An 18,811-nucleotide genomic window follows, 5' to 3' on the forward strand; every position below is an offset into this window, starting at 1 on the left:
GTTGGGCTACAGTCGTAGCGCTACAACCGTTCAGTCATTGAGGAGAGCCATGTCGGATGTGAAGGCGCTGGACCCCGTGTTCGCGGAGATGAGCGCGGCCACCTACCGGGCGGTCTGGGACGAGCTCCCGGAGCTGACCACGAGAGAGAAGATCCTGCTGTCCGTCGTCGCCGACGTCTGCGAGCAGACCCTCGGGCTGCCGTTCGAGGAGCATGTGACGACGGCGCTGGAGCACGGCGTGCCCGTGGGCGACCTGCGCGAGCTGCTCCGCTTCATCGCCTACGACAGCGGCTACCCCGCGGCGCACGCGGCGCTGGCCCGGCTGGCCGAGATCGAGCGGGCGCACGGCCTGGACGGCTCCGCGGGGGAGGGGCACGAGGTGAACGCCGACGGCACGGGCAGCCCACTGCCGGCGTCGATGCTGCGGGCGGTCACCGAACTGGACGCGCCCTTCGGCGGGTACATGGCCCTGCAGTCACGCATGCGGGCCGGGATGACGCGGCTCAGCGTGCGGGAGCGCGCGTTCGCGACGATGACCGTGGACGTGCTCTATCAGACGCTCGACGAGAGCTTCCGCGCCCACACGACGCGGGCCCTCGGCGCCGGGGCCACGCCCGAGGAGGTCCGCGCCGTCGTGCGGTTCTCCGCGCTCTTCGGGCTCACGCGGGCCTGGCGCGGCATGCGCGTGCTGAACGCGCTGCTCACCGAGACAGGCTCCGTCTACGCCTGACCGAGGCGGGCACTGTCCGCGCCGCGTGGCCTCCTGAGCGTCAGCCGATCTCCGCCTTCCGCACGACCTCCAGGGTGGACCCCAGCTCCGGCTCGGGCACGAAGTGGCCGAAGGTGTCGTTGGCGAAGAACGAGACCCCGGCCACCGACGCGGCGTGCCCGGCCAGCACCTCCCGCTGGTAGACGTACGTCCGCCGGTCGTCCAGGTACGTCCGGTACCAGTACCACGGGTCGACGAAGTCCAGGCCGAGCAGCGGGCGCGGCCCGCCCAGGGCGGCCTTGCTCAGCAGGTTCGGGACGATCTCGGTGCGCTCCACCAGCACGGCGAACGTGCTCACCAGGATCGCGTCGAGGCTCTGGTAGGCGGCGTCGGTCATGCCCCACGCCGCCCGCTCCACCTCGGCCCGCCAGTACGTGTCCATCCAGTACACGAGCCGCCCGCCCATGGCCTCGCGCAGCCGCAGGAAGAACCGCTCGATCCCGGCCGACCGCTCCGGGGTGAGCGGCGGCGCGTTGTCGGGGTGCCAGAACCCGACCAGCCCGAACTGGTTGCCGAGCATGACGCCGTCCAGGCCGAAGTCGTCCGCGAACGCGGCCGTCTGGGCGGCGACGAAGTCCCCGGCGGGCAGCCCGGCCGGGATGCCGCCGGGGAAGGCGGCGTACCGGCGGGCGTCGGCGGCCAGCGGGGCGGTCACGTCGATCACGCCGGGCACCAGGTGCCCGCCGGCGTCGGCGGCGCTCGCCGCCACCTCGGGATGCAGAACCGTCTTCCACTCGCTGCGGCAGAACTCCGGCCCCGGCTCCAGGTACTCCAGCAGGCTGACCCGCAGCCCCCGCCGCTCCGCCTCCACCCGCACGGCCGCGTAGATCCCGGCCAGCGTCGCGTAGTCCATCGGCTGCTCGGACAGGGTGAACATCGGCCCGGCCGAGTACGGGTTGGCCGAGCGCTCACCGCCGTCGCGCACCCGGGCCAGCCAGTCACGGTTGTGCTTCCTGACCATCGCGGCGGGCCCGCCGGGACCCAGCGCGAAGCAGTTGTAGCGGGCCCAGTCGAAGCCGTCGCCCCACGAGCCGCGTCCCGCGTAGTTGAGGACGTGGTCGCCGTTGCCGGCGCAGAACACGATCGTGACGGGCCGGTCGACGACCCAGCCGGCGTGGTGGTCGAAGAACGCCGCCACGCCGGGGGCGGGGTCGCGCAGATCGTCGAAGATCTTGGGCGTGATCCACAGGCACGCCTCCTTGAACGTCATGGTTTCCTTCGTCGTGTTCGTCGTCGGGGGATGGACACACGCCTCTGTCAGCGGGCGGCCGTGAACGCCTTGTCCATGCGGCCGAGCACGCCCGGCACGTCCACCGTCCCGTTGAACAGCTCCTGGATCGAGGTCAGGTGCTCCTGCTGGACCTTCGGGCCCGGCCACGCCTGGTCGGGGTAGAGCGTGGACTTCTTCGCCGCGACGGCGTCCAGGACCGGCTGCTGCAGCGCGTCGGCCTTGAAGCCGGGGGCCGCCAGGGCGGGGCTGCTGCCGGAGGCGGTCGCGTACACGGCCTGGCCCTCCGGGGAGGCGAGGAACTGCACGAACTTGCGGGCCAGCTCCGGGTTCGCGGCCTTGGCGTTGACGCCGTACACGATGCCGACCGACACCGGCACGTACGTGCCCTCGGCGCTGTCTGTGGCGGGGAACGGCGTCATCGAGAACGTCGTCCCCTTGGGCGCGTACTCCAGCGCCGACTGCACGGCCGACAGCACGTGGACCACGCCGAGGGCCTTGCCCTGGCCGAACATCTGCATCTGCTCGTCGTAGCCGACGCCGTTGGGGCTGTCGTTGAAGCAGCCCTCGTCGCGCATCTTCAGGTACTTCTCCAGCGCCTGCTTCCACTCCGAGGCGGCGAAGGTGGCCTTGCCTTCCTTCTGCTGCTGGGTGAAGGAGGGGTTCGGACCGTAGACGAGCGAGGCGGTCAGCGCGTACGGCACGAGCTGGGTCACCCAGGCGGACTTCAGGCCCAGCGCGAACGGCACGACGCCCTTGGCCTTGGCCTCCTTGCAGAACGTCAGGACCTCCGGCCACGTGGTCGGCTTGGCCAGGCCGCTGGCCTGGAGCGCCTGGTCGTTCCAGACCGCGCCGATGGCGCCGATCGTGACGGGGACGGCGACCACCTTGCCGGCCGGGTCAGTGGTGACGGCCTTGAGGTCGGTGCTCATGCCGCCCGCCCACCCCTCGCCGGACAGGTCCATCAGCATGCCGTCCTTGCCGAGGTCGCGCACGGCCATGGTGTTGCCGCCGCCGGGCCACATGCGGAAGACGTCGGGCGCGGTCCCCGAGGCGAGCTGGGTGCGGACCTGCTGCTGGTAGGAGGCGTCGTCCTCGGTGAAGGTGGCCTTCACGGTGACGCCGGGGTTGGCCTTCTCGAACGCCGCGATCGCGGCCTTGGCCGGGCCTTGGCCGGCGGCGGCGAGCGTCAGCACCTGGCCGGGCGAGGCGGCGGTGGTGGAGCCGCCGCCCGAGGTGGAGCAGGCGGCGGCCGCGAGCGCGAGGCAGCAGGCGGCCGTGATGGTGGTGAACGACTTCATGACAGACTCCGGGGTCGATGACGGGGGTGGAGCGCTAGCCTTTGAGGCCGCCGGCGAAGCCCTTGATGATGTGCTTCTGCAGCGCGAAGTAGACGACCAGGATCGGGACGACACTGATCACCAGGCCGGCGAAGATGAGGGGCCACTGGGAGACGTACTGGCTGACGAAGCCGTAGATCGCCACGGGGGCCGTGGTGTTGTCGCTGCCGCCCAGGTAGAGCAGCGGCGTGAAGAACTCGTTCCAGATGCCCACGGCGTTGAGGATCACCACGGTGCCGGTCACCGGCCGCAGCAGCGGGAAGACGACGGTGACGAACGAGCGCACCGGGCCGCAGCCGTCGAGCAGCGCCGCCTCCTCGTAGTCGAGCGGCAGCTCGCGCAGGAACATCGTGTAGAGGAAGACCGAGAACGGCATCTGCTGTCCGACGTTGATCAGAATGACCGCCCACACCGTGCCGAGCAGGCCCATGTCGCGCATGGTCGCGTACAGCGGGAGCAGGGCGAGCTGGCCGGGGACGAGCAGGCCGCCGATGACGAAGGAGAAGGTGTAGCGCGACCAGCCGCGGGTCACGCGGGCCAGAGGGTAGGCGGCCGCCGCCGCGAAGGCGATGATCAGCACCACACTGACGATCGTGATGACGAAGCTGTTGCCCAGCGCCGCGCCCAGGCTTGCCTCGTTCCACGCCCGCGCGTAGTTGTCGAGGGTGGGCGGCCAGGCGAAGGCCAGCGCGCTGGTCTGGCTGTCCTGCGGCTTCAGCGAGACGTTGAGCAGCCCGGCCAGCGGGACGAGGAACAGCAGCGCGAGCAGGATCAGCGTCGCCTCGCGGGTGAGGGTCCGCCAGGTGTAGCGGGCGTGCATCAGGAGCTCTTCCTCTGCGTCAGGCGGAACTGGACGCCGGCCAGCACCGCGATGACCACGGTCATGACGACGGCCAGCGCGATCGAGAACGGGAAGTCGCCCAGGGAGAAGGCGCTCTTGTAGATCGCCGTGGAGATCGTCTCGGTGGCGGTGCCGGGGCCGCCGCCGGTCATGGCCATCACCTGGTCGAACTGCTTCAGCCCGCCGATCAGGCAGAGCATCACGTTGATGACGACGGCGCCGTTGAGCAGGGGCAGCACCACGCGGCGGAACTTGCTCCACGCGCCCGCCCCGTCGATCGTGGCGGCCTCCAGCACCTCCGCCGGGATCGCCTGCAAGCCCGCCAGGTAGATGACCATCGAGTACCCGGCGAACTGCCAGACGATCTCGGCGACGACCGCGTACAGCGCCGTGTCCGGATCGCCCAGCCAGTCATGCCTCAGTGAGCCCAGGCCGACGGCCTCCAGCGCGTCGTTGACCGCGCCGTTGGGCGAGAGCAGGAAGCTCCACACGTAGCCCGCGACCAGCGGCGTGAGCACCACGGGCGCGAAGAAGACGACGCGCAGCACGTAACGGCTCTTGACCACGCTGTTCACGCCGAGCGCCAGCAGCAGCCCGGCGACGTTCTGCGCCATGGTGGCCGCGGCGGCCAGCAGGAGGGTGTTGACCAGGGCGTCGCGGGCGGTCCGGTCGGCGAAGACCTCGGCGTAGTTGCCCAGGCCGACGAACGACCAGTCGGGGCGCAGCCCGTTCCAGTCGGTGAAGGAGAACAGGGCCCCGTTGGCGCTGGGAACGACGACGATGAAAAGGTAGACCGAGATGGCCGGGACCACGAACCACCACGGGGCGCGCACGCCCACCCTGCGACGGGCCCTTCTGGGAGGCGCCTGCGCGGCGGGTTCGCGTGCTCCGGGCTCCCGCGCTCCGGGCGGTGACGTCGTCGCATGCGGCACGGCCACGTGTGACTCCTCTCGCAGATGGGTGCCGGGGCTCGATGAGCCACGGGGGATGGATCATGGCGGGCGCCCCTCGCGACGCCTGGGCGGCCGGGTCCGGGGGAACCGGCTCGCGTGAACGAGTCGTGAATCGATTCACGAGCGTTTCGGGCAGATTACGCGCCGTCCTCGAACCATGTCAACGGTCCGGCCACCGGCTTCGTGAATCCATTCACGGGTGCGCTAGGCTGACGGCGATCCGACCCCGCACGACAGTGAGGAGCCCGATGACCTCCCCACCGGCGCCACGGCGATCGAAGGTCGTGAGCTCCGCCCCCACCGTGGGTGACGTGGCGGCCCGCGCGGGCGTCTCCCGGGCGACGGTCTCCTACACCTTCACCCAGCCTGACCGGGTCTCGCCGGACCTGCGGCGCCGCGTGCTCGCCGCCGCCGACGAGCTCGGCTACGTCGGCAACGACGCGGCGCGGCGGCTGCGCGTCGGCCACAGCCTCGCGCTCGGGCTGCTGGTCTCCAGCGCGGGCAACCCCGTCTACGCGGAGATCGCGGCGGGCGCCGAGGCCGAGGCCGCCGCGCACGGCCGTTTCATCCTCGTCGCCAACAGCGACGAGAACCTCGAACGCGAGCGCGCCTACATCAACTTCTTCGAGTCCCAGCAGGTGAGCGGCATCGTCGCCGCGCCGGTCGCGGACGTGCCCGCCGAGCTGCTCGGGCTGAGCAGGCGGGGGACGCCGTTCGTCCTCGTCGGTGTCGCGCCGGGCCCGCACAGCTACCCGGCGATCTCCGGCGACAACGAGCGGGGCGGCTACCTCGCCGCCTGCCACCTGCTCGCCCAGGGCAGGAGGCGGCTGCTGTTCGCGGGGGGCGCCCATCCCCACATCGACCTGCGGCTGGCCGGGGTGAGGCGGGCGATCGCCGAGTCCGCGGAGCCGGCCTCGCTGGAGATCGTCCGCGTGCGGGTGCAGACCGCGCAGGTCGGGGAGAAGGTCGCGCGGACGCTGCTCGAACGCCCGGAGGCCGACTTCCCCGACGGGCTCGTCGCGGGCAACGACCTGCTCGCCCTCGGGCTCCTGCACGGGCTGATCGTGGCCGGGGTCCGGGTGCCGCAGGACGTGTCGCTCGTGGGGTACGACGACATAGAGTTCGCCGATTTCGCGATCGTGCCGCTCACCAGCGTCCGGCACCCGTCGGCGGCGCTCGGCGCGAGCGCCGTCCGCATCCTGCTCGGCATCGAGGATGAGCAGGACATGCAGGGACGTTTCGAGCCGGAACTCGTGATCCGCTCGACCTCCCTGCCCATCGCCGGCTCCGCCCCCGCGTAGCCCGCCCGCCCCCGCGTAGCCCGCCCGCGTCCCGGGCTCCCCGCCCCTGGGGCGCCCGGCGGCCGGGCCTCACCCTGGCCGCCGATCGCGCGTGCGGGAGCGTTGACATCGCTGAGATCTCGCCACTACGCTCGCCCGCACACCTCGCCGTGAATCGATTCACGAGAACCGGTCACCGGGCGAGACGGCCCTTCCTGGAGGCACGATCATGAGATCGACACGACATGGCGACGGCCCGGGGGCCCGTGGCGCGCGGAGCGTCACCGCCGTGGCCGTCACCGCCGCGCTGGCGCTCACACCGGCGGCCCAGGCGGCCGCACAGGCCCCGAGCGGCCCGCTGCCCGAGGTCGCCCCCCTCGACCCGGGCACGATCGACCTGGCCGACTTCACCGGCCTGGAGCAGCAGATCGCGCCCTACCTCGCCAACCTGGCCCGGCTGGCCAACAGCGTCAACGACGACAGCGCCACCAACTACGGCTTCATCACCTGCGGCTGCTGGCGCGCCGGTCAGGGACCGGACGACGCGCGCGTCATGGAGAACGTCCTCACGCTCGCCTACTTCTACACCGCCGACCGCCCGTGGAACCCGTACCGTCGCGACGAGGCCCTGCGCCGGCGGCTGGAGGCGGCGCTGCGGTTCACGCTCGGCACCCAGAACGCCGACGGGTCGTTCCCCCAGGGCAGCGGCGACGTCCACTCGCGCGCCGCGACGGGCTTCGCGCTGGAACTCTACGCGATCATGCTGGAGCTGCTCGACGCCGACGGCACGGTCGACCCGGCGCTGGTCTCGTCCCTGACCGCGGCCATGAAACGGGCGGCCACCTGGTTCCTGGAGGACCAGGAGGTGTGGGGGCCGCGCGGCTCGCAGTTCGCCAACCAGGTCGCGGGCGGCCTGGTCGGCATCTCGCGGCTGCTGCGCCGCCTCGACGACCCGGCGTTGCGCGCCCGCTTCGAGCAGCGCCTGGCCGACCACGAGAAGATCTCGCAGAGCGAGGCCGGCTTCTTCCGGGACGGCACGGTCGCCCACCGCTACAGCCTGGAGGTGGAGACCGAGGACCTCGCGGGCTGGGCCGACCCCGCGACCCGGCCGGTGATCGACCGGATGCAGAGCCGCTACCTGGACTGGGCGCAGTACAACCTGCTCTACGACAAGCAGCTCGACGGCTACTTCGTCAACACCGCCGTCGACTCCCGCCACCGCGGCTGGAACTACGCGGCCGAGCTGCCCATCGGCTCCAACGACCTCTGGGGCCGGACCATCCCGCAGGCCCGCGCCTACGCGGCCACCCGGGAGGAGGTCGCCGAGCGCCGCGCCGCCTTCGTCAAGGGCGGCTGGCAGACCTCGGTCGCGCCGCTGGTCGCGCCGGCCTGGGCCTACCTGGACCCCGCCGTCATCCGCGACGTGGCGCTGCGGGACGAGTACTACCCGGCCGAGGCCGAGCGCGAGGCGGCCGTCGGCACGCTGCGGCCCTACGCCGGAGCCCCGTACACCGAGGTCCGCGCGGACTCGGCCACCGGCCAGCGCTTCGTCTTCGCCAAGCGTCCCGCCTACGTCGCCGGCATGGGCTTCGGCAAGCACGTCAACACCCAGTACGGCTTCTGGGACAATCAGCGCTTCGGGCTCAGCTACCTGTACGACCCGAAGCTCGGCGTCGTCATCCAGGGCCAGAACGCCCCCCAGGTCGGCGCCCCGCGCACCCGCCCGGCCGAGGCGGAGCTGTCCTGGGGCACCGGCTGGGCGGCGGCCGACGGCTTCCACGTCGACGCCTACGACCAGCCGGTCCCCGAGTTCTTCCGCGACGGCTCGCCCGTCAACCCGGCGACCGTGGCCGACCTCGACGCCCTGGAGATCCGCTACCGGGCGGCGGGCGCGCCGGTGACCAAGTCCGTCACCCTCGGCGACACCCTCAGGGTGCGCGTCGAGGGCACGGGCGACTTCTTCGAGCGCATCCCGCTCGTCCTCGGCGAGGACGACACGCTGCAGTGGATCGGCGGCCCCGCCGGCTCCCGCGACGTGAAGGTGGGCACCCGGGCCGGAGCGGAGGGCGTCTCAGGAGTCGTCGTCAACCGTGGCGGGCGCAGCCTGGAGATCCGCTGGACCGGCGCCGGCTCGGCGACCCTGTGGCCGTCGTCCTTCCCGGTGGCGGGCGGCGGGCGCGCCCTTCAGGTCCTCGACGTCAAGGCCACGGGCCGGCTCGGCTACGACGTCCGGGTCGTGGACGACGCCTGCCCCGGCTCCGACGAGCGGTCGCACGTGTTCATCGGCGACCGCGACACCGGCGTCGCCAACGCCGGCGACGGCTCCGGCTGCACGGTCGCCGACCTCCTGCGGGCCGGCGAGCGGTGGGAGAGCCACGGCGCCTTCGTCGCCCACGTCACGAAGACGACCGCCCGGCTGGTCCGCGAGCGCGTGCTCGGCGCGCGCGACGCCGCGCGCCTGGTCGCCGAGGCGGCGCGCTCCCACGTCGGCCAGGACCTCGTCACCGCCACGCTCGACGCGGCGACCGGCGTGGCCGGGCAGGAGCTGACGGTGCGGATCACCGGACGCGACATCGCCAGGGTCACCGTCTCGGGGCCGTGCCTCACCGGCGCCGCCACCGCCGAGGGCCCCGGCGAGCTGAAGGTGACCGTACGGGAGACGGCGTTGCCCGGGCCGTGCCCGCTGACGGCCGAGTCCGTGCGGACCGGCGGGACGACCGAGACCGACGCCCTCGACCTGCGGATCGTGCCGGACGCCGAGGGCGTCGTCTTCCGCGACGGCTTCTCCTCGGCACAGGCCACGTCCGAGGCGTGGACCGCCGTGGACGGCTCCTGGACGGTCGCCGACGGCGTGTACCGCCAGCGGGACACGACGCGGACCGGCTGGAAGTCGGTCGTCGACGACCTGCGGATCGCCGACGGCTTCGCCGAGGCCGACCTCACCTTCCGGACGTCGGCCACGTCCACGGCCTTCGCCGGCCTCCAGGTGCGGACGGCCGAGCCGGGCGACGCCTACACCCGGTCCGGGTACATGGTCTACCTGCGGCCCGACGGCTCGGTCGACGTCTTCCGCGCCGGCACGGGCGTCATCGCGAGCGGCTCGGGCGCCGCGGTCACCGGGACGGCGCGGCTCCGCGTCGAGCTGCGCGGCGCGGAGATCCGCGTCTTCGTCGGCGCCGAGCCGACGCCGCGGGTCGCCGTCACCGATCCGGACCCGATCATCGGGTCCGGCTCCGTCCAGCTCGTGACGGGCCGCGCGGCCGTCGACTTCGACAACGTCCGCGTGGCGTCCGCCCGCACGACCTCGGGGGAGCCGGCCCGCCAAGGATCCTGACCCGGGCGGCGTGTCTTACGAGTGCGGGGTGAAACCCATGGAGGCGTAGAGGCGCCGGGCCCTGACGTTGGCCTCCGTCACCGCCAGTGACAACAGCCGATAGCCCTGCTCCCCGAGCGCGTGCATCGCCGCTTCGATCAGCCGCCGGCCCAGCCCCTCGCCGGCATGTGACGGCGCGGTGAAGACGTACGCCAGCAGCGGCACCTGTTGCCACTCCGTCACCAGCGCGGCGGCCACGGGCCGGGCCCCGTCGTCCGCGACGAAGGACGCCGTGGGCAGGAAGATCCCGTGCTCGCCGGTGAGAGTCAGACGGATCTCCTCGGTCGCCGCCCCGACACTGCCCCCGGCGTCCTCCTCGTCGGGCGTCCCCCGGTACGCCTCCCACATCAGCCGCCCCAGGGCGGATATGTCGGCCTCTCCCGGATGCCGGAAGTCGTGAGCCGGCACGGCCTGCGGCAATCGCACGTCGAGCCGGAACCGCATCGGAGCGACAGGAGGATCGGTCATACGGTCACTCGCCTTCGTCGACCCGCCGGGCCGGATGCCCCCGGGAAGGAGCACTGTAGCCGGGCCGGTGGCGCGGGTCAGAAGGGGACGCCGCAGCTCAGGATCACGTTGGCGTACGGGTGGGCCTCGCCCGTGCGGACGACCAGCTCACAGGCCCGGCCCAGCTCCTTGAGCCGCTCGTGGGGCACGTACGCCAGGGTGGGGAGCCGTTCGCGCAGGAGGGCGTCGCACGCGCGGTTGGCCTCGCGCACCTCCTGGGCGGCCGTGGCGCCCTCCACGACGATCTCGGCGAGCAGGCCGTCCAGCACGGTGCCGAACGCCGGGATGCCGGGCAGGAAGGCCAGGTCCACGATCTCGGCGCCGCGCCGCAGCGGCATGCCGCTGTCGCAGACCAGCACCCGGTCGGTGTGCCCGAGCCGCGCGAGGGCCCCCGCCAGGGCGCCGTTCAGGATGCCGCCGCGCCTCACGGGGCGCTCCGCTCTCTCCGCATGAGCCGACCGTACGCGGCCGGACCCGGGCGGCGGGGGAGCGACACCCGGACGAATAGTACATTTGTCCATGTACTGGTGTACTACTCCGGGAGAGCGCCGATGATGTACCTGTTCCTCGCCCTGGCGATCGGGGCCGAGGTGCTGGGGACGACCCTGCTCAAGAGCACCGAGGGGTTCACCCGGCTGTGGCCGACGCTGGCCTGCCTGGCCTGTTACGGCGCGGCGTTCCTGCTGCTCGCCCGGGCCCTGGAGCGGGGCATGCAGGTGGGCGTCGCCTACGCCGTCTGGGCCGGGCTGGGCACGACGCTGATCGTCGTCATCGGGATGCTGTTCCTGGGCGAGCCGCTCACCGCGGCGAAGGTCGCGGGCGTGGCCCTGGTCGTGGCGGGAGTCGTCACACTCAACCTCGCGGGCGCGCATTGACCGCGCGGCGCGACCCGGTGGAGCGCCGGCGCCGCATGGTCCAGGCCGCCTGCGAGCTGATCCCCGAGGTGGGCGTGAACGGCCTGACGCACCGGCTCGTCGCCGCGCGGGCCGGCGTCCCGCTGGGGGCGACCACGTACTACTTCGCCTCCCTCGGCGACCTGGTCGCCGCCGCGCTCGCGCACGCCGCCGAGGCCACCGAGGAGTGGCTGCGCGTTTGGGCCGAGGAGTTGCGGAGCAGCGCGGACGTGCCCGCCACCCTCGCCGCGCTGACGGCCGCCTACCTGCGTGAGCGCGACCGGATGGTGACCTGGAACGAGCTCTGCGCCGCGGCCGCGCACCGGCCCGAGCTGCGGCCGCTGGCCCGGCTGTGGATCGACGGTCTGACCGCCGTCCTGGCCGGGCGCGCGGACGCGCGGGCGGCGCGGGCCGCCGCGATGTTCGTCGACGGGGCCCTCCTGCACTGCCTCATCGACGACGAGCCCCTCGACATCGGCTGGCTGGAGCGGTCGCTGGCCGCCCTGCTGGGCATGGGCCCCGGCTGACCGGCCGCCCCGGCCGGGACCCGGCTCACCCGCCTCAGGGCCGGGGCAGCACGAGACGGACCGGGCCGAAGAGACCCGTGACGCGCTGGCCGGGGAAGACGAAATGGGTGGGGCTCACCGCGTCGAGGTGCGGGGCGAGCGTGCCGTACACCTCGACCTCCACCGTGTTGTCACCGGGCCGCAGCGCCGCGCCGACGTCGAACCGGTACGGCGAGCAGACCCTGACCCCGCAGGGGCGGCCGTTGACCCGGACCTCGGCCGTGCCGCGCACCCGGCCCAGGTCGAGGACCGCCGAGTCCGGCGACCCCGCGACGGGCACGGTCCGGAGGTAACGGACGCCGCCGCTGTACTCCGGCAGGCCCGTCCGCTCCCAGTCGCCCAGCTCGATCGGCCCCGGCCCGGCGTCGAACTCGATCGGCCCGGTCAGGATCGCCCCGCCGGCGTACCCGGCCTCGGTCTCCACCCGCAGCGTCGCCACGCGCGGCCCGGACCGGCCGTCGAGGGGCACGGACAGGCACCCCGTGCCGTCCGCCACGGCGTCGCCGTCGACGTGGAGGACGGCCTTGCCGCGCAGCGGCACCCGGAGGGCGGTGGCGCCCGGCGGCACCCCGAACCGCAGCCACTCCACCCGGCCCTCCGTCCCCTCCTCGGCCAGCACGGCCGGGACCACCACGGCCGGGCCCACCACGGGGGTGCTGGGAGCCGCCGACAGCCAGGAGGTGTCCGGCAGCGGGTGGGGGCGGCGGGGGAGGTGCAGCGCGGCCGGGTCCAGGTACTGGGCCCGGCGGACGCGCGCCGGAACCCGGACGCCGTCCCGGACCGCCTCCCAGCCGGGGCCCGACGTGGCGCAGCCGTCCACCAGGACCGGCTCGGAGCCGTCGCCGACCCGGACCGTCACCTCGTTCACGCCCGGCCGCAGCGCCCGCGCGGCGTCGTAGCGACGCACCCGGGGCTTGCGCATGTCCGCGTACGGGTCGAAGCCGCCCTGCCGGCCCAGCTCGACGCCGTTGACGAGGACCCGGCAGGCCGCCGACGACGCCACCTGGAGCACCGTCCCGCGCGGGGTGAACGTTGCGGTCAGCTCCGCGGGCCCCTCCGGCCCGGCGATCCACTCCGGCCGCAGGTACGCCTCCGGGTCCGTCACCACGGCGAGGTGGGCGCGCAGCGGCGCGCCGTCGTCCTCCGGGTCCAGCCGCAGGTCGAGGACGTATGTGCCGGGGGAGAGCGGGTCGCGGGCCAGGGCCAGGTAACCGCGGTCGTCCAGGGCCACCGGGGTGCCGTCGATCCACGCCGCCTTGGCGGCGGGCGCCCCCACGGCCAGGTACGCGTCCCGCAGGCCCGGTACGGTCAGCTCGCACCGGAACCAGGCGGCCTGACCGGCGTCCACCGGGCCGAAGTCCAGGAACTCCTCCGGCACGTGCCCCTTGGGGCCGAGCGTGACCCGGTGGATCGGGTCCTTGCGGATCCCGCGCGACACCGAGAACACCGCGGGCCGCCAGCCGTCCGCGCCCACCGGCCCGGCCGACGGGGAGCCGGACGACGAGGAGCCGGCCGGGGAGCCGGCCGACGGGGAGGAGGCGGGGGTGACGCGCCAGGCGCCGTGCGGGCCGAACGTGGCGTACGCGGGCCGCCACGCGTCCTCACCGTCGAGGCGGTGCTCCACCTCCCAACGCCGCAGCACCGGCCCGTCGTGACCGAGGTCGCCCCAGGTGTCGTCGAGCGTGGGCACCGGCTCCATCTCCCAGCCGGAGCCCAGGTCCACCTCCAGCGTCCCGGCCGGGGCGCTGGGGGCGGTGGGAGTCACGTCCTCGCCGGTGAACACCAGCAGCGCCGCGGGTCCCGCGTCGAACGGCACCACCACCTCCACGTGCTCCCCGTCCACCTCGTACGGCAGTGCGCGCACCCCGCCCGTGAACGGGTCGACCAGCAGCGGCGTCCCCGCGACGCCCCGAACCCGGACCGGGGTCTCCGTCGCGTACCGGGCCGGGTCGAAGTCGATCGTGGCCGTGTCCCAGCCCTGGTCCGCGCCCCGCGCGTCGGGGCGTTCCACCGTCACGCGGCTGGCCATGGGGAAGGCCGCCTGGAGGAAGACGAGCGTCGCGCCGTCCACCTCCCGCACCAGCGGCGGCGCGGGAGCCTCCACCCGGCGCAGCGGCGACAGCAGCGGTCCCAGCTCGTCCACCGACGGCGCGAAGCGGACGAGCTCGCGCAGCGGCCCCTCGGGGAGCGTCTCCACGGCCACGACCAGGCCGCCCCGCTCCGCGAACGCGACGAGCGCCCGCTCGGTGTCCGGCTCCAGGACGGCGCAGGCGGGAAGGACGACGGCCGCGTACGACTCCCCGGCCACCTCCAGCCGCGCCCCGCCCCACCCCTGTCCCTGGCCCTGTCCCTGGCCCTGTCCCTGGCCCTGTCCCTGGCCCTGTCCCTGGCCCTGTCCCTGGCCCTGGCCGGGGGCGGAGGCGGAGGCCGAGGCGGGCCGGGCGGTGGCGCGCTGGAGCGAGTCGTCGTCGATGACGTCCGCGTCCAGGCCCAGCCCGTCCAGCACGCCCGGCACCATCCGGAACCACGCCATGTCGCCCACGAGCCGCCGGTACACCTCCTGCGCCCGCTCCGCCTCGGGACCGGCCCCGTCGAGGCGGGTGCCGTCCTGGGCCGTGGCCGTCGGCAGCAGCACCGCCACCTCGCACGCGTGCCGCCCCAGCGACAGCGCCGCGCACAGCCGCGTGACGGCGTCGGCGAAGACGCGGTGGTGCCGCCAGTACGGCTGCCGCCAGTCCGTGGCCGGCGGCGCCCACTCCCACCAGCCGCCCTTGGTCGTGTAGTAGACGGCGTGCGGGTTGTACAGGGTGGCGCCGGCGCGCAGCCACGGCAGCAGCCAGTCGAAGGTCTCCTCCAGCGTGCCGCCCCAGCCGCTGGAGTGGAACGCCTCGATCCACGTGCGGGGCCGCCCGTACAGGTGGGCGAGCGAGGAGTGGATCCGCGCGTCCCCGTGGTGGTCGGAGCCGGGCGCGCCGAACCAGCGGTGCGTGCGCGCGTAGTCCGCGTACAGGCTCACCCCCTCCACGGGGTGCCCGGCGCGGGCCGGGTCCTGCTGGTCGCAGCCGCTGATCAGGCCGTGCCGCTCGTGCCAGGCGGCGAGCGGCCGGAAGAACGCCTCCTCGGCCAGCTCGGCCCGGGTCCGGTGGTAGTCGCGCCGCACGAGACCCGGATCGACGCCGCCGGCGTCGTCCGCGCCCTCTGCGCCCTCCGCGCCGTCCTGCCACAGCAGCGGCAGGTACGGCGTGACGTCGTAGCCGCGCCGCCGGGCGAACTCCTCGGCGAAGCCGTCCGACCAGGTCGGGATGGACGGCAGCTCGTCCTGGAAGGAGCCTGCGATCACGCCCCCCAGCCGGTGCCCGAGCCGCCGCTCGAACTCGCCGTGGACCCGGTCGATCAGCGTCGCGCACGCCTCCCGCGACAGGTAGTCGAAGCCGCGGGTCGTCACCGAGCCGTCCGCGGCGAGCCACCGCCCGGCGAAGCGCGGCTCCTCGTCCACCAGCCGCGCCTGGAGGTCCGCGCCGGAGAAGCCGAGCTGGTCGTAGAACCACAGGGAGACGCCCAGCTCCTCGGCGTCGTCGCACACCTGCTCCAGCAGCTCCCACCACGGCTCGGAGAAGAACGGCGGGTCGTCGGCGTCGGAGCCGAACATCGGCCCGGACGGCGCCAGGTTGATGATGACCAGGTTCCACACGCCGCCCTCGGCGAAGCGTTCGAGCTGCCGGCGCAGCCGGTCGCGGCGCAGCGGCTCGCCGCTCCACCACCAGATCGCCGCGGGGGAGTAGGCCCGCGGCGGCTCGGCCAGGACCCGCGCCAGCTCCGGCGGGAGCGACGACGCGAGCGCCGGCGGAGAGGACGGGAGGGGGGACGGCGGGGTCATGACGCCTCCGGAGCGGGTGTGGTGGCCACATCGAGGGAGCGGGTGAGCTGGTCGAGGTCCTGCAGCGCCTCGGGCCCGGCGCCGGCGTCCACGATGACGTGGTCGAACGTCTGGAGTCCGGCCACACGGTACAGCGCGGTCCTGGCCAGCTTGGTGTGGTCGATCAGCAGCACGCTGCGGGTGGCCGAGGCCAGCATGGCGCGCTTGACCGGCACGATGTGCTGCTCCTGGTGGTAGGCGTAGCCGCCGGTCACCGCCGAGGTCGACACGAAGCACAGGTCGGCCTGCAGGGAGGCGATGGCCTCGGTGCAGGAGACGCCGAGGAAGGAGTTGTGCAGCACGTCGTAGTCACCGCCGAGCGCGATGAGCCGGATCCCGGGCATGCCGGCGACCAGCTCGATCGTGGTGAGGAAGTTGGTGACGACGGTCAGCGGCGCGAGCGGCTCCAGCCGCCGGGCGAGGGCGAGGCTGGTGGTGGAGTCGTCCAGCATGACGGCCATGCCCGGCTCGACCAGCTCCGCCGCCCGCGCGGCGACGGCGTCCTTCTCGACGCGCATCGAGCGCTCGCGGAAGCCGACGTTGCTCTCGAACACGCTGGACGGCTGCGCGGTCACGCCGCCGCGCAGCTTGCGGACCAGGCCCTGGCGTTCCAGCTCGTTCAGGTCCCGGTGGATCGTCATCACGCTGACCTGGAACAGCTCGGCCAGCTCGGCGGCCGTGATGTCGCCGCGGGCGAGGATCTGCTCGGCGATCGCCTCCTGCCGCCAGGCCGGTCCCCGCCGCGCGCCGCCGGTGTCGTCCGTCATCCCGCGAGCCCGCCCGCGGTGTGGAAGGCGATCAGTGACGGGTGCGGCCTGAGCGGTCGGGTGTCGCGCACGAGCACGCGAGGGCCGGCGCGGTCACGTTCGGCAGGCCGGATGCAAGGGGTCATGGACGGCTCCGGGGGATGTCCCGACAATCGGAGAGGAGATCGCGTGATGGACGCGGCATCAACCCTGACATGTGATAGATCACGGTGTCTAGTGTTAAAAAGTGCGTAGCCATCATCGCGAACGGGGGTCTACGACGAGAGAACACGTGGCCGGAGCCGTGTGTCGTGGCTGTTATTTATCACACGACGTTTGATATTTCGCTGGGTCAGGCGGGCTGGTCCCAGATGCTCGGCGCCCCCGGCACCTCGTCCAGGCGCGAGGTCACCGGCCCCTCCAGTGCCGCCAGCGCGCTGTCCAGGTCCTCGGTCGCGATGACCACCTTCACGCCGCCGAAGGCCGTGTAGGCCAGGTCGATGTTGACGTTCGCGCTCGCGAGCTGCCGGGTCAGCTCGCCCAGCGTGCCGGGCCGGTCCTCGATGTTGACCACCAGCACGGACCGCTCGTCGGCGATCCCCATGCCCGCGCCCTCCAGCGTCCGCCGGCAGCGCGCCGCGTCAGGGTCGGCGACCAGCACGTGCACCACGCCCTTGCCCTCGCCCGTGAACGCGGCCAGGCCCTCGATGTTCACGCCGGCCTCGCCGGTGAGCTCCCCCAGGCGGGCCAGCTCCCCCGGCCGATCGCTGAGAATCACGGTGAGGTTGGTCGGCATGACCCTTCAATCTTCGCACCAGGGCATGAGCCAGACCATCAGCGGGGTCCCTCCTCGGCGGCCGCCGCGGCGTAGCGGGCGGCGAGGTCGCGCAGGTGGGCGCGCAGCTCGGGCGGGTGCAGCACGGTGAACGGCACCCCCAGGCTCCCCAGGAAGCCGGCCAGGTCGTGGAGCGACTCGCTGCCCGTCTCCAGCAGGCAGCCGCTCTCGCCCTCGGCGGGGTCCAGGGGCGTCAGCAGGCCGGCGGCGGGCGGGATCCGGCCGGCCACCGCCTCCACCGGCGCGTGCAACCGCACCCGGGCCGGATGCCTGTACGCCGTCGAGGCGGCGCCCCGCACCACGTGCGCCGCGGCGTCGCCGTCGGGCGGGGTGCGCGGGGTGAAGCGCGGCCCGCCCGGCGTGCGCGGCCGTACCCGGTCGGCCCGGAACGTCCGCCAGTCGTCCCGTTCCCCGTCCCAGGCCAGCAGGTACCAGCGCCGCCCGGTGTAGACGAGGCGGTGCGGCTCGACGGTGCGCACGCTCGCCGTGCCGTCGTGTCCCTCGTAGTCGAACCGCAGCCGCTCGTGGTCGCGGATGGCGGCCGCGATCGCGGTGAGGGTCCCGGCGTCCACGGTCGGGCCGCGCCCGGCCACGGAGACGGTCGCGGCACGCATCGCCTCGATCCGGTGCCGCAACCGCGACGGCAGCATGCGCTGGACCTTGGTGAGCGCCCGCAGCGACGTCTCCTCGATGCCGGTCACCGACCCTGAGGCGGCCGCGTGCAGGCTGACGGCGACGGCCACGGCCTCCTCGTCGTCCAGCAGCAGCGGCGGCATCGCGGTGCCCGCCCCCATCCGGTAGCCGCCGGCGGTGCCGGTCGCGGAGTGGATCTCGTAGCCGAGGATCCGCAGCCGCTCCACGTCGTTGCGCACGGTCCGCGTGGTCACGCCCAGCCGCTGCGCCAGCTCCGCCCCGCCCCACGCGCGCCGTGCCTGGAGCAGCGACAGCAGCCGCAGCAGCCGTACCGAGGTGTCCAACATGCCCCGAGTCTGCCAGGCGATTGAGGAACCGCAGCTTCCTCAAGCGTCCGTACCGTTCTTCCCGTACCGCCCTCCCCGGAACTGAAGGAGCCTTCGCATGCTGCGTGGATTCGCCACCGTCAACCTGTTCGCCGACGACCTGGCCGCCGCCCGCGACTGGTACGCCGCGCTGCTCGGCGTCGCCCCGTACTTCGAGCGGCCGGGGCCCGACGGTGAGCCGGCGTACGTGGAGTTCCGGGTGGGCGACTACCGGCACGAGCTGGGCATCGTCCGTGGCGCGTACGCCCCGCACGGCGTCGGCGTCGGTGTCGGCGCCGCCCCGGCCGGTGCCGTGCTGTACTGGGCCGTGGACGACCTGGCCGCCACCCTCGACCGGCTGCTCGCCATGGGCGCCGAGGAGCACCAGGGCATCGTGGACCGCGGAGGCAACGGGTTCGTGACGGCGTCCGTGGTGGACCCGTTCGGCAACGTCCTCGGCATCATGACCAACCCCCACTCCCTGGAGGTCCTCGCCTCGGCCCGCCCGTCCTGACCCGCCGCTGCGGCGTGCCTCCGGCGCGCCGCCCGGGCCCGGCTTAACCTGC

Annotated in this window: 16 protein-coding genes; 6 read left to right on the forward strand and 10 right to left on the reverse strand. The window is 73.6% G+C overall.

Annotated elements, in window-relative coordinates; all coding sequences use genetic code 11:
* Positions 1-49: 49 nt before the first annotated feature.
* Positions 50-730 carry a carboxymuconolactone decarboxylase family protein gene (locus MTP10_RS11820; RefSeq protein WP_310709132.1) on the forward strand — a complete coding sequence of 227 codons (681 nt, stop codon included), beginning with the start codon at positions 50-52 and terminating at the stop codon, positions 728-730.
* A gap of 40 nt (positions 731-770) precedes the next feature.
* Here MTP10_RS11820 and MTP10_RS11825 read toward each other — a convergent pair whose 3' ends face one another.
* The 4 genes from MTP10_RS11825 to MTP10_RS11840 are packed head-to-tail and all read right to left on the reverse strand — an operon-like array spanning position 771 to position 5,011.
* Positions 771-1,979 carry a hypothetical protein gene (locus tag MTP10_RS11825; protein ID WP_310709133.1) on the reverse strand — a complete coding sequence of 403 codons (1,209 nt, stop codon included), beginning with the start codon at positions 1,977-1,979 and terminating at the stop codon, positions 771-773.
* Positions 1,980-2,026: 47 nt separating this feature from the next.
* Positions 2,027-3,298: an extracellular solute-binding protein gene (locus MTP10_RS11830; RefSeq protein WP_310709134.1), complete on the reverse strand. Its 1,272-nt coding sequence runs from the start codon at positions 3,296-3,298 to the stop codon at positions 2,027-2,029.
* Between the two features lie 34 nt (positions 3,299-3,332).
* Positions 3,333-4,157 (reverse strand): carbohydrate ABC transporter permease, encoded by an 825-nt coding sequence (locus tag MTP10_RS11835; RefSeq protein WP_310709135.1) that lies wholly within the window; start codon positions 4,155-4,157, stop codon positions 3,333-3,335.
* Entirely contained in the window at positions 4,157-5,011 is an 855-nt protein-coding gene (locus MTP10_RS11840) for a sugar ABC transporter permease (RefSeq protein WP_310709136.1), read from the reverse strand. The genes MTP10_RS11835 and MTP10_RS11840 overlap by 1 nt, the downstream gene beginning before the upstream one ends.
* Positions 5,012-5,415: 404 nt before the next feature.
* On the opposite strand from MTP10_RS11840, the gene MTP10_RS11845 reads away from it, so the two are divergent.
* Positions 5,416-6,432 carry a LacI family DNA-binding transcriptional regulator gene (locus MTP10_RS11845; protein WP_310709137.1) on the forward strand — a complete coding sequence of 339 codons (1,017 nt, stop codon included), beginning with the start codon at positions 5,416-5,418 and terminating at the stop codon, positions 6,430-6,432.
* 208 nt (positions 6,433-6,640) lie between these two features.
* Positions 6,641-9,745: a hypothetical protein gene (locus MTP10_RS11850; RefSeq protein ID WP_310709138.1), complete on the forward strand. Its 3,105-nt coding sequence runs from the start codon at positions 6,641-6,643 to the stop codon at positions 9,743-9,745.
* A 15-nt stretch (positions 9,746-9,760) separates the two neighbouring features.
* Here the strand turns inward: MTP10_RS11850 and MTP10_RS11855 are convergent, their stop codons facing one another.
* Positions 9,761-10,252, reverse strand: a complete 492-nt coding sequence (locus MTP10_RS11855) for a GNAT family N-acetyltransferase (RefSeq protein ID WP_310709140.1) — start codon at positions 10,250-10,252, stop codon at positions 9,761-9,763.
* Positions 10,253-10,329: 77 nt separating this feature from the next.
* Positions 10,330-10,719 carry a D-ribose pyranase gene (gene rbsD, locus MTP10_RS11860; RefSeq protein ID WP_310709141.1) on the reverse strand — a complete coding sequence of 130 codons (390 nt, stop codon included), beginning with the start codon at positions 10,717-10,719 and terminating at the stop codon, positions 10,330-10,332.
* Positions 10,720-10,842: 123 nt separating this feature from the next.
* Between rbsD and MTP10_RS11865 the strand changes: the two genes are divergently transcribed.
* Positions 10,843-11,166, forward strand: a complete 324-nt coding sequence (locus MTP10_RS11865; RefSeq protein ID WP_310709142.1) for an SMR family transporter — start codon at positions 10,843-10,845, stop codon at positions 11,164-11,166.
* Positions 11,163-11,711: a TetR family transcriptional regulator gene (locus MTP10_RS11870; protein WP_310709143.1), complete on the forward strand. Its 549-nt coding sequence runs from the start codon at positions 11,163-11,165 to the stop codon at positions 11,709-11,711. The genes MTP10_RS11865 and MTP10_RS11870 overlap by 4 nt, the downstream gene beginning before the upstream one ends.
* A 34-nt stretch (positions 11,712-11,745) precedes the next feature.
* Here the strand turns inward: MTP10_RS11870 and MTP10_RS11875 are convergent, their stop codons facing one another.
* The 4 genes from MTP10_RS11875 to MTP10_RS11890 form a co-directional block, all read right to left on the reverse strand.
* Positions 11,746-15,627, reverse strand: coding sequence for a glycosyl hydrolase (locus tag MTP10_RS11875; protein WP_310709144.1), 3,882 nt, complete (start codon positions 15,625-15,627; stop codon positions 11,746-11,748).
* Positions 15,624-16,433 (reverse strand): DeoR/GlpR family DNA-binding transcription regulator, encoded by an 810-nt coding sequence (locus MTP10_RS11880; RefSeq protein WP_310709145.1) that lies wholly within the window; start codon positions 16,431-16,433, stop codon positions 15,624-15,626. Before MTP10_RS11880 ends, MTP10_RS11875 begins: the two co-directional genes overlap by 4 nt.
* A 331-nt stretch (positions 16,434-16,764) precedes the next feature.
* Entirely contained in the window at positions 16,765-17,208 is a 444-nt protein-coding gene (locus tag MTP10_RS11885; protein WP_310709146.1) for a hypothetical protein, read from the reverse strand.
* A 38-nt stretch (positions 17,209-17,246) separates the two neighbouring features.
* On the reverse strand, positions 17,247-18,227 hold the full coding sequence (locus MTP10_RS11890; protein ID WP_310709148.1) for a YafY family protein: 981 nt from the start codon (positions 18,225-18,227) through the stop codon (positions 17,247-17,249).
* Positions 18,228-18,324: 97 nt separating this feature from the next.
* Between MTP10_RS11890 and MTP10_RS11895 the strand changes: the two genes are divergently transcribed.
* Positions 18,325-18,759, forward strand: a complete 435-nt coding sequence (locus MTP10_RS11895) for a VOC family protein (RefSeq protein ID WP_310709149.1) — start codon at positions 18,325-18,327, stop codon at positions 18,757-18,759.
* Positions 18,760-18,811: the final 52 nt, after the last annotated feature.

This window comes from Nonomuraea sp. 3-1Str (genome assembly GCF_031570565.1).
Taxonomy (GTDB): Bacteria; Actinomycetota; Actinomycetes; order Streptosporangiales; family Streptosporangiaceae; genus Nonomuraea.

Coding starts and splice junctions, on each gene's coding strand:
- MTP10_RS11850 (WP_310709138.1), top strand. CDS start 6,641: ATGAGATCGACACGACATGGCGACGGCCCGGGGGCCCGTGGCGCGCGG.
- MTP10_RS11890 (WP_310709148.1), bottom strand. CDS start 18,227: ATGTTGGACACCTCGGTACGGCTGCTGCGGCTGCTGTCGCTGCTCCAG.
- MTP10_RS11875 (WP_310709144.1), bottom strand. CDS start 15,627: ATGACCCCGCCGTCCCCCCTCCCGTCCTCTCCGCCGGCGCTCGCGTCG.
- MTP10_RS11885 (WP_310709146.1), bottom strand. CDS start 17,208: ATGCCGACCAACCTCACCGTGATTCTCAGCGATCGGCCGGGGGAGCTG.
- MTP10_RS11865 (WP_310709142.1), top strand. CDS start 10,843: ATGATGTACCTGTTCCTCGCCCTGGCGATCGGGGCCGAGGTGCTGGGG.
- MTP10_RS11825 (WP_310709133.1), bottom strand. CDS start 1,979: ATGACGTTCAAGGAGGCGTGCCTGTGGATCACGCCCAAGATCTTCGAC.
- MTP10_RS11835 (WP_310709135.1), bottom strand. CDS start 4,157: ATGCACGCCCGCTACACCTGGCGGACCCTCACCCGCGAGGCGACGCTG.
- MTP10_RS11830 (WP_310709134.1), bottom strand. CDS start 3,298: ATGAAGTCGTTCACCACCATCACGGCCGCCTGCTGCCTCGCGCTCGCG.
- MTP10_RS11855 (WP_310709140.1), bottom strand. CDS start 10,252: ATGACCGATCCTCCTGTCGCTCCGATGCGGTTCCGGCTCGACGTGCGA.
- MTP10_RS11895 (WP_310709149.1), top strand. CDS start 18,325: ATGCTGCGTGGATTCGCCACCGTCAACCTGTTCGCCGACGACCTGGCC.
- MTP10_RS11820 (WP_310709132.1), top strand. CDS start 50: ATGTCGGATGTGAAGGCGCTGGACCCCGTGTTCGCGGAGATGAGCGCG.
- MTP10_RS11880 (WP_310709145.1), bottom strand. CDS start 16,433: ATGACGGACGACACCGGCGGCGCGCGGCGGGGACCGGCCTGGCGGCAG.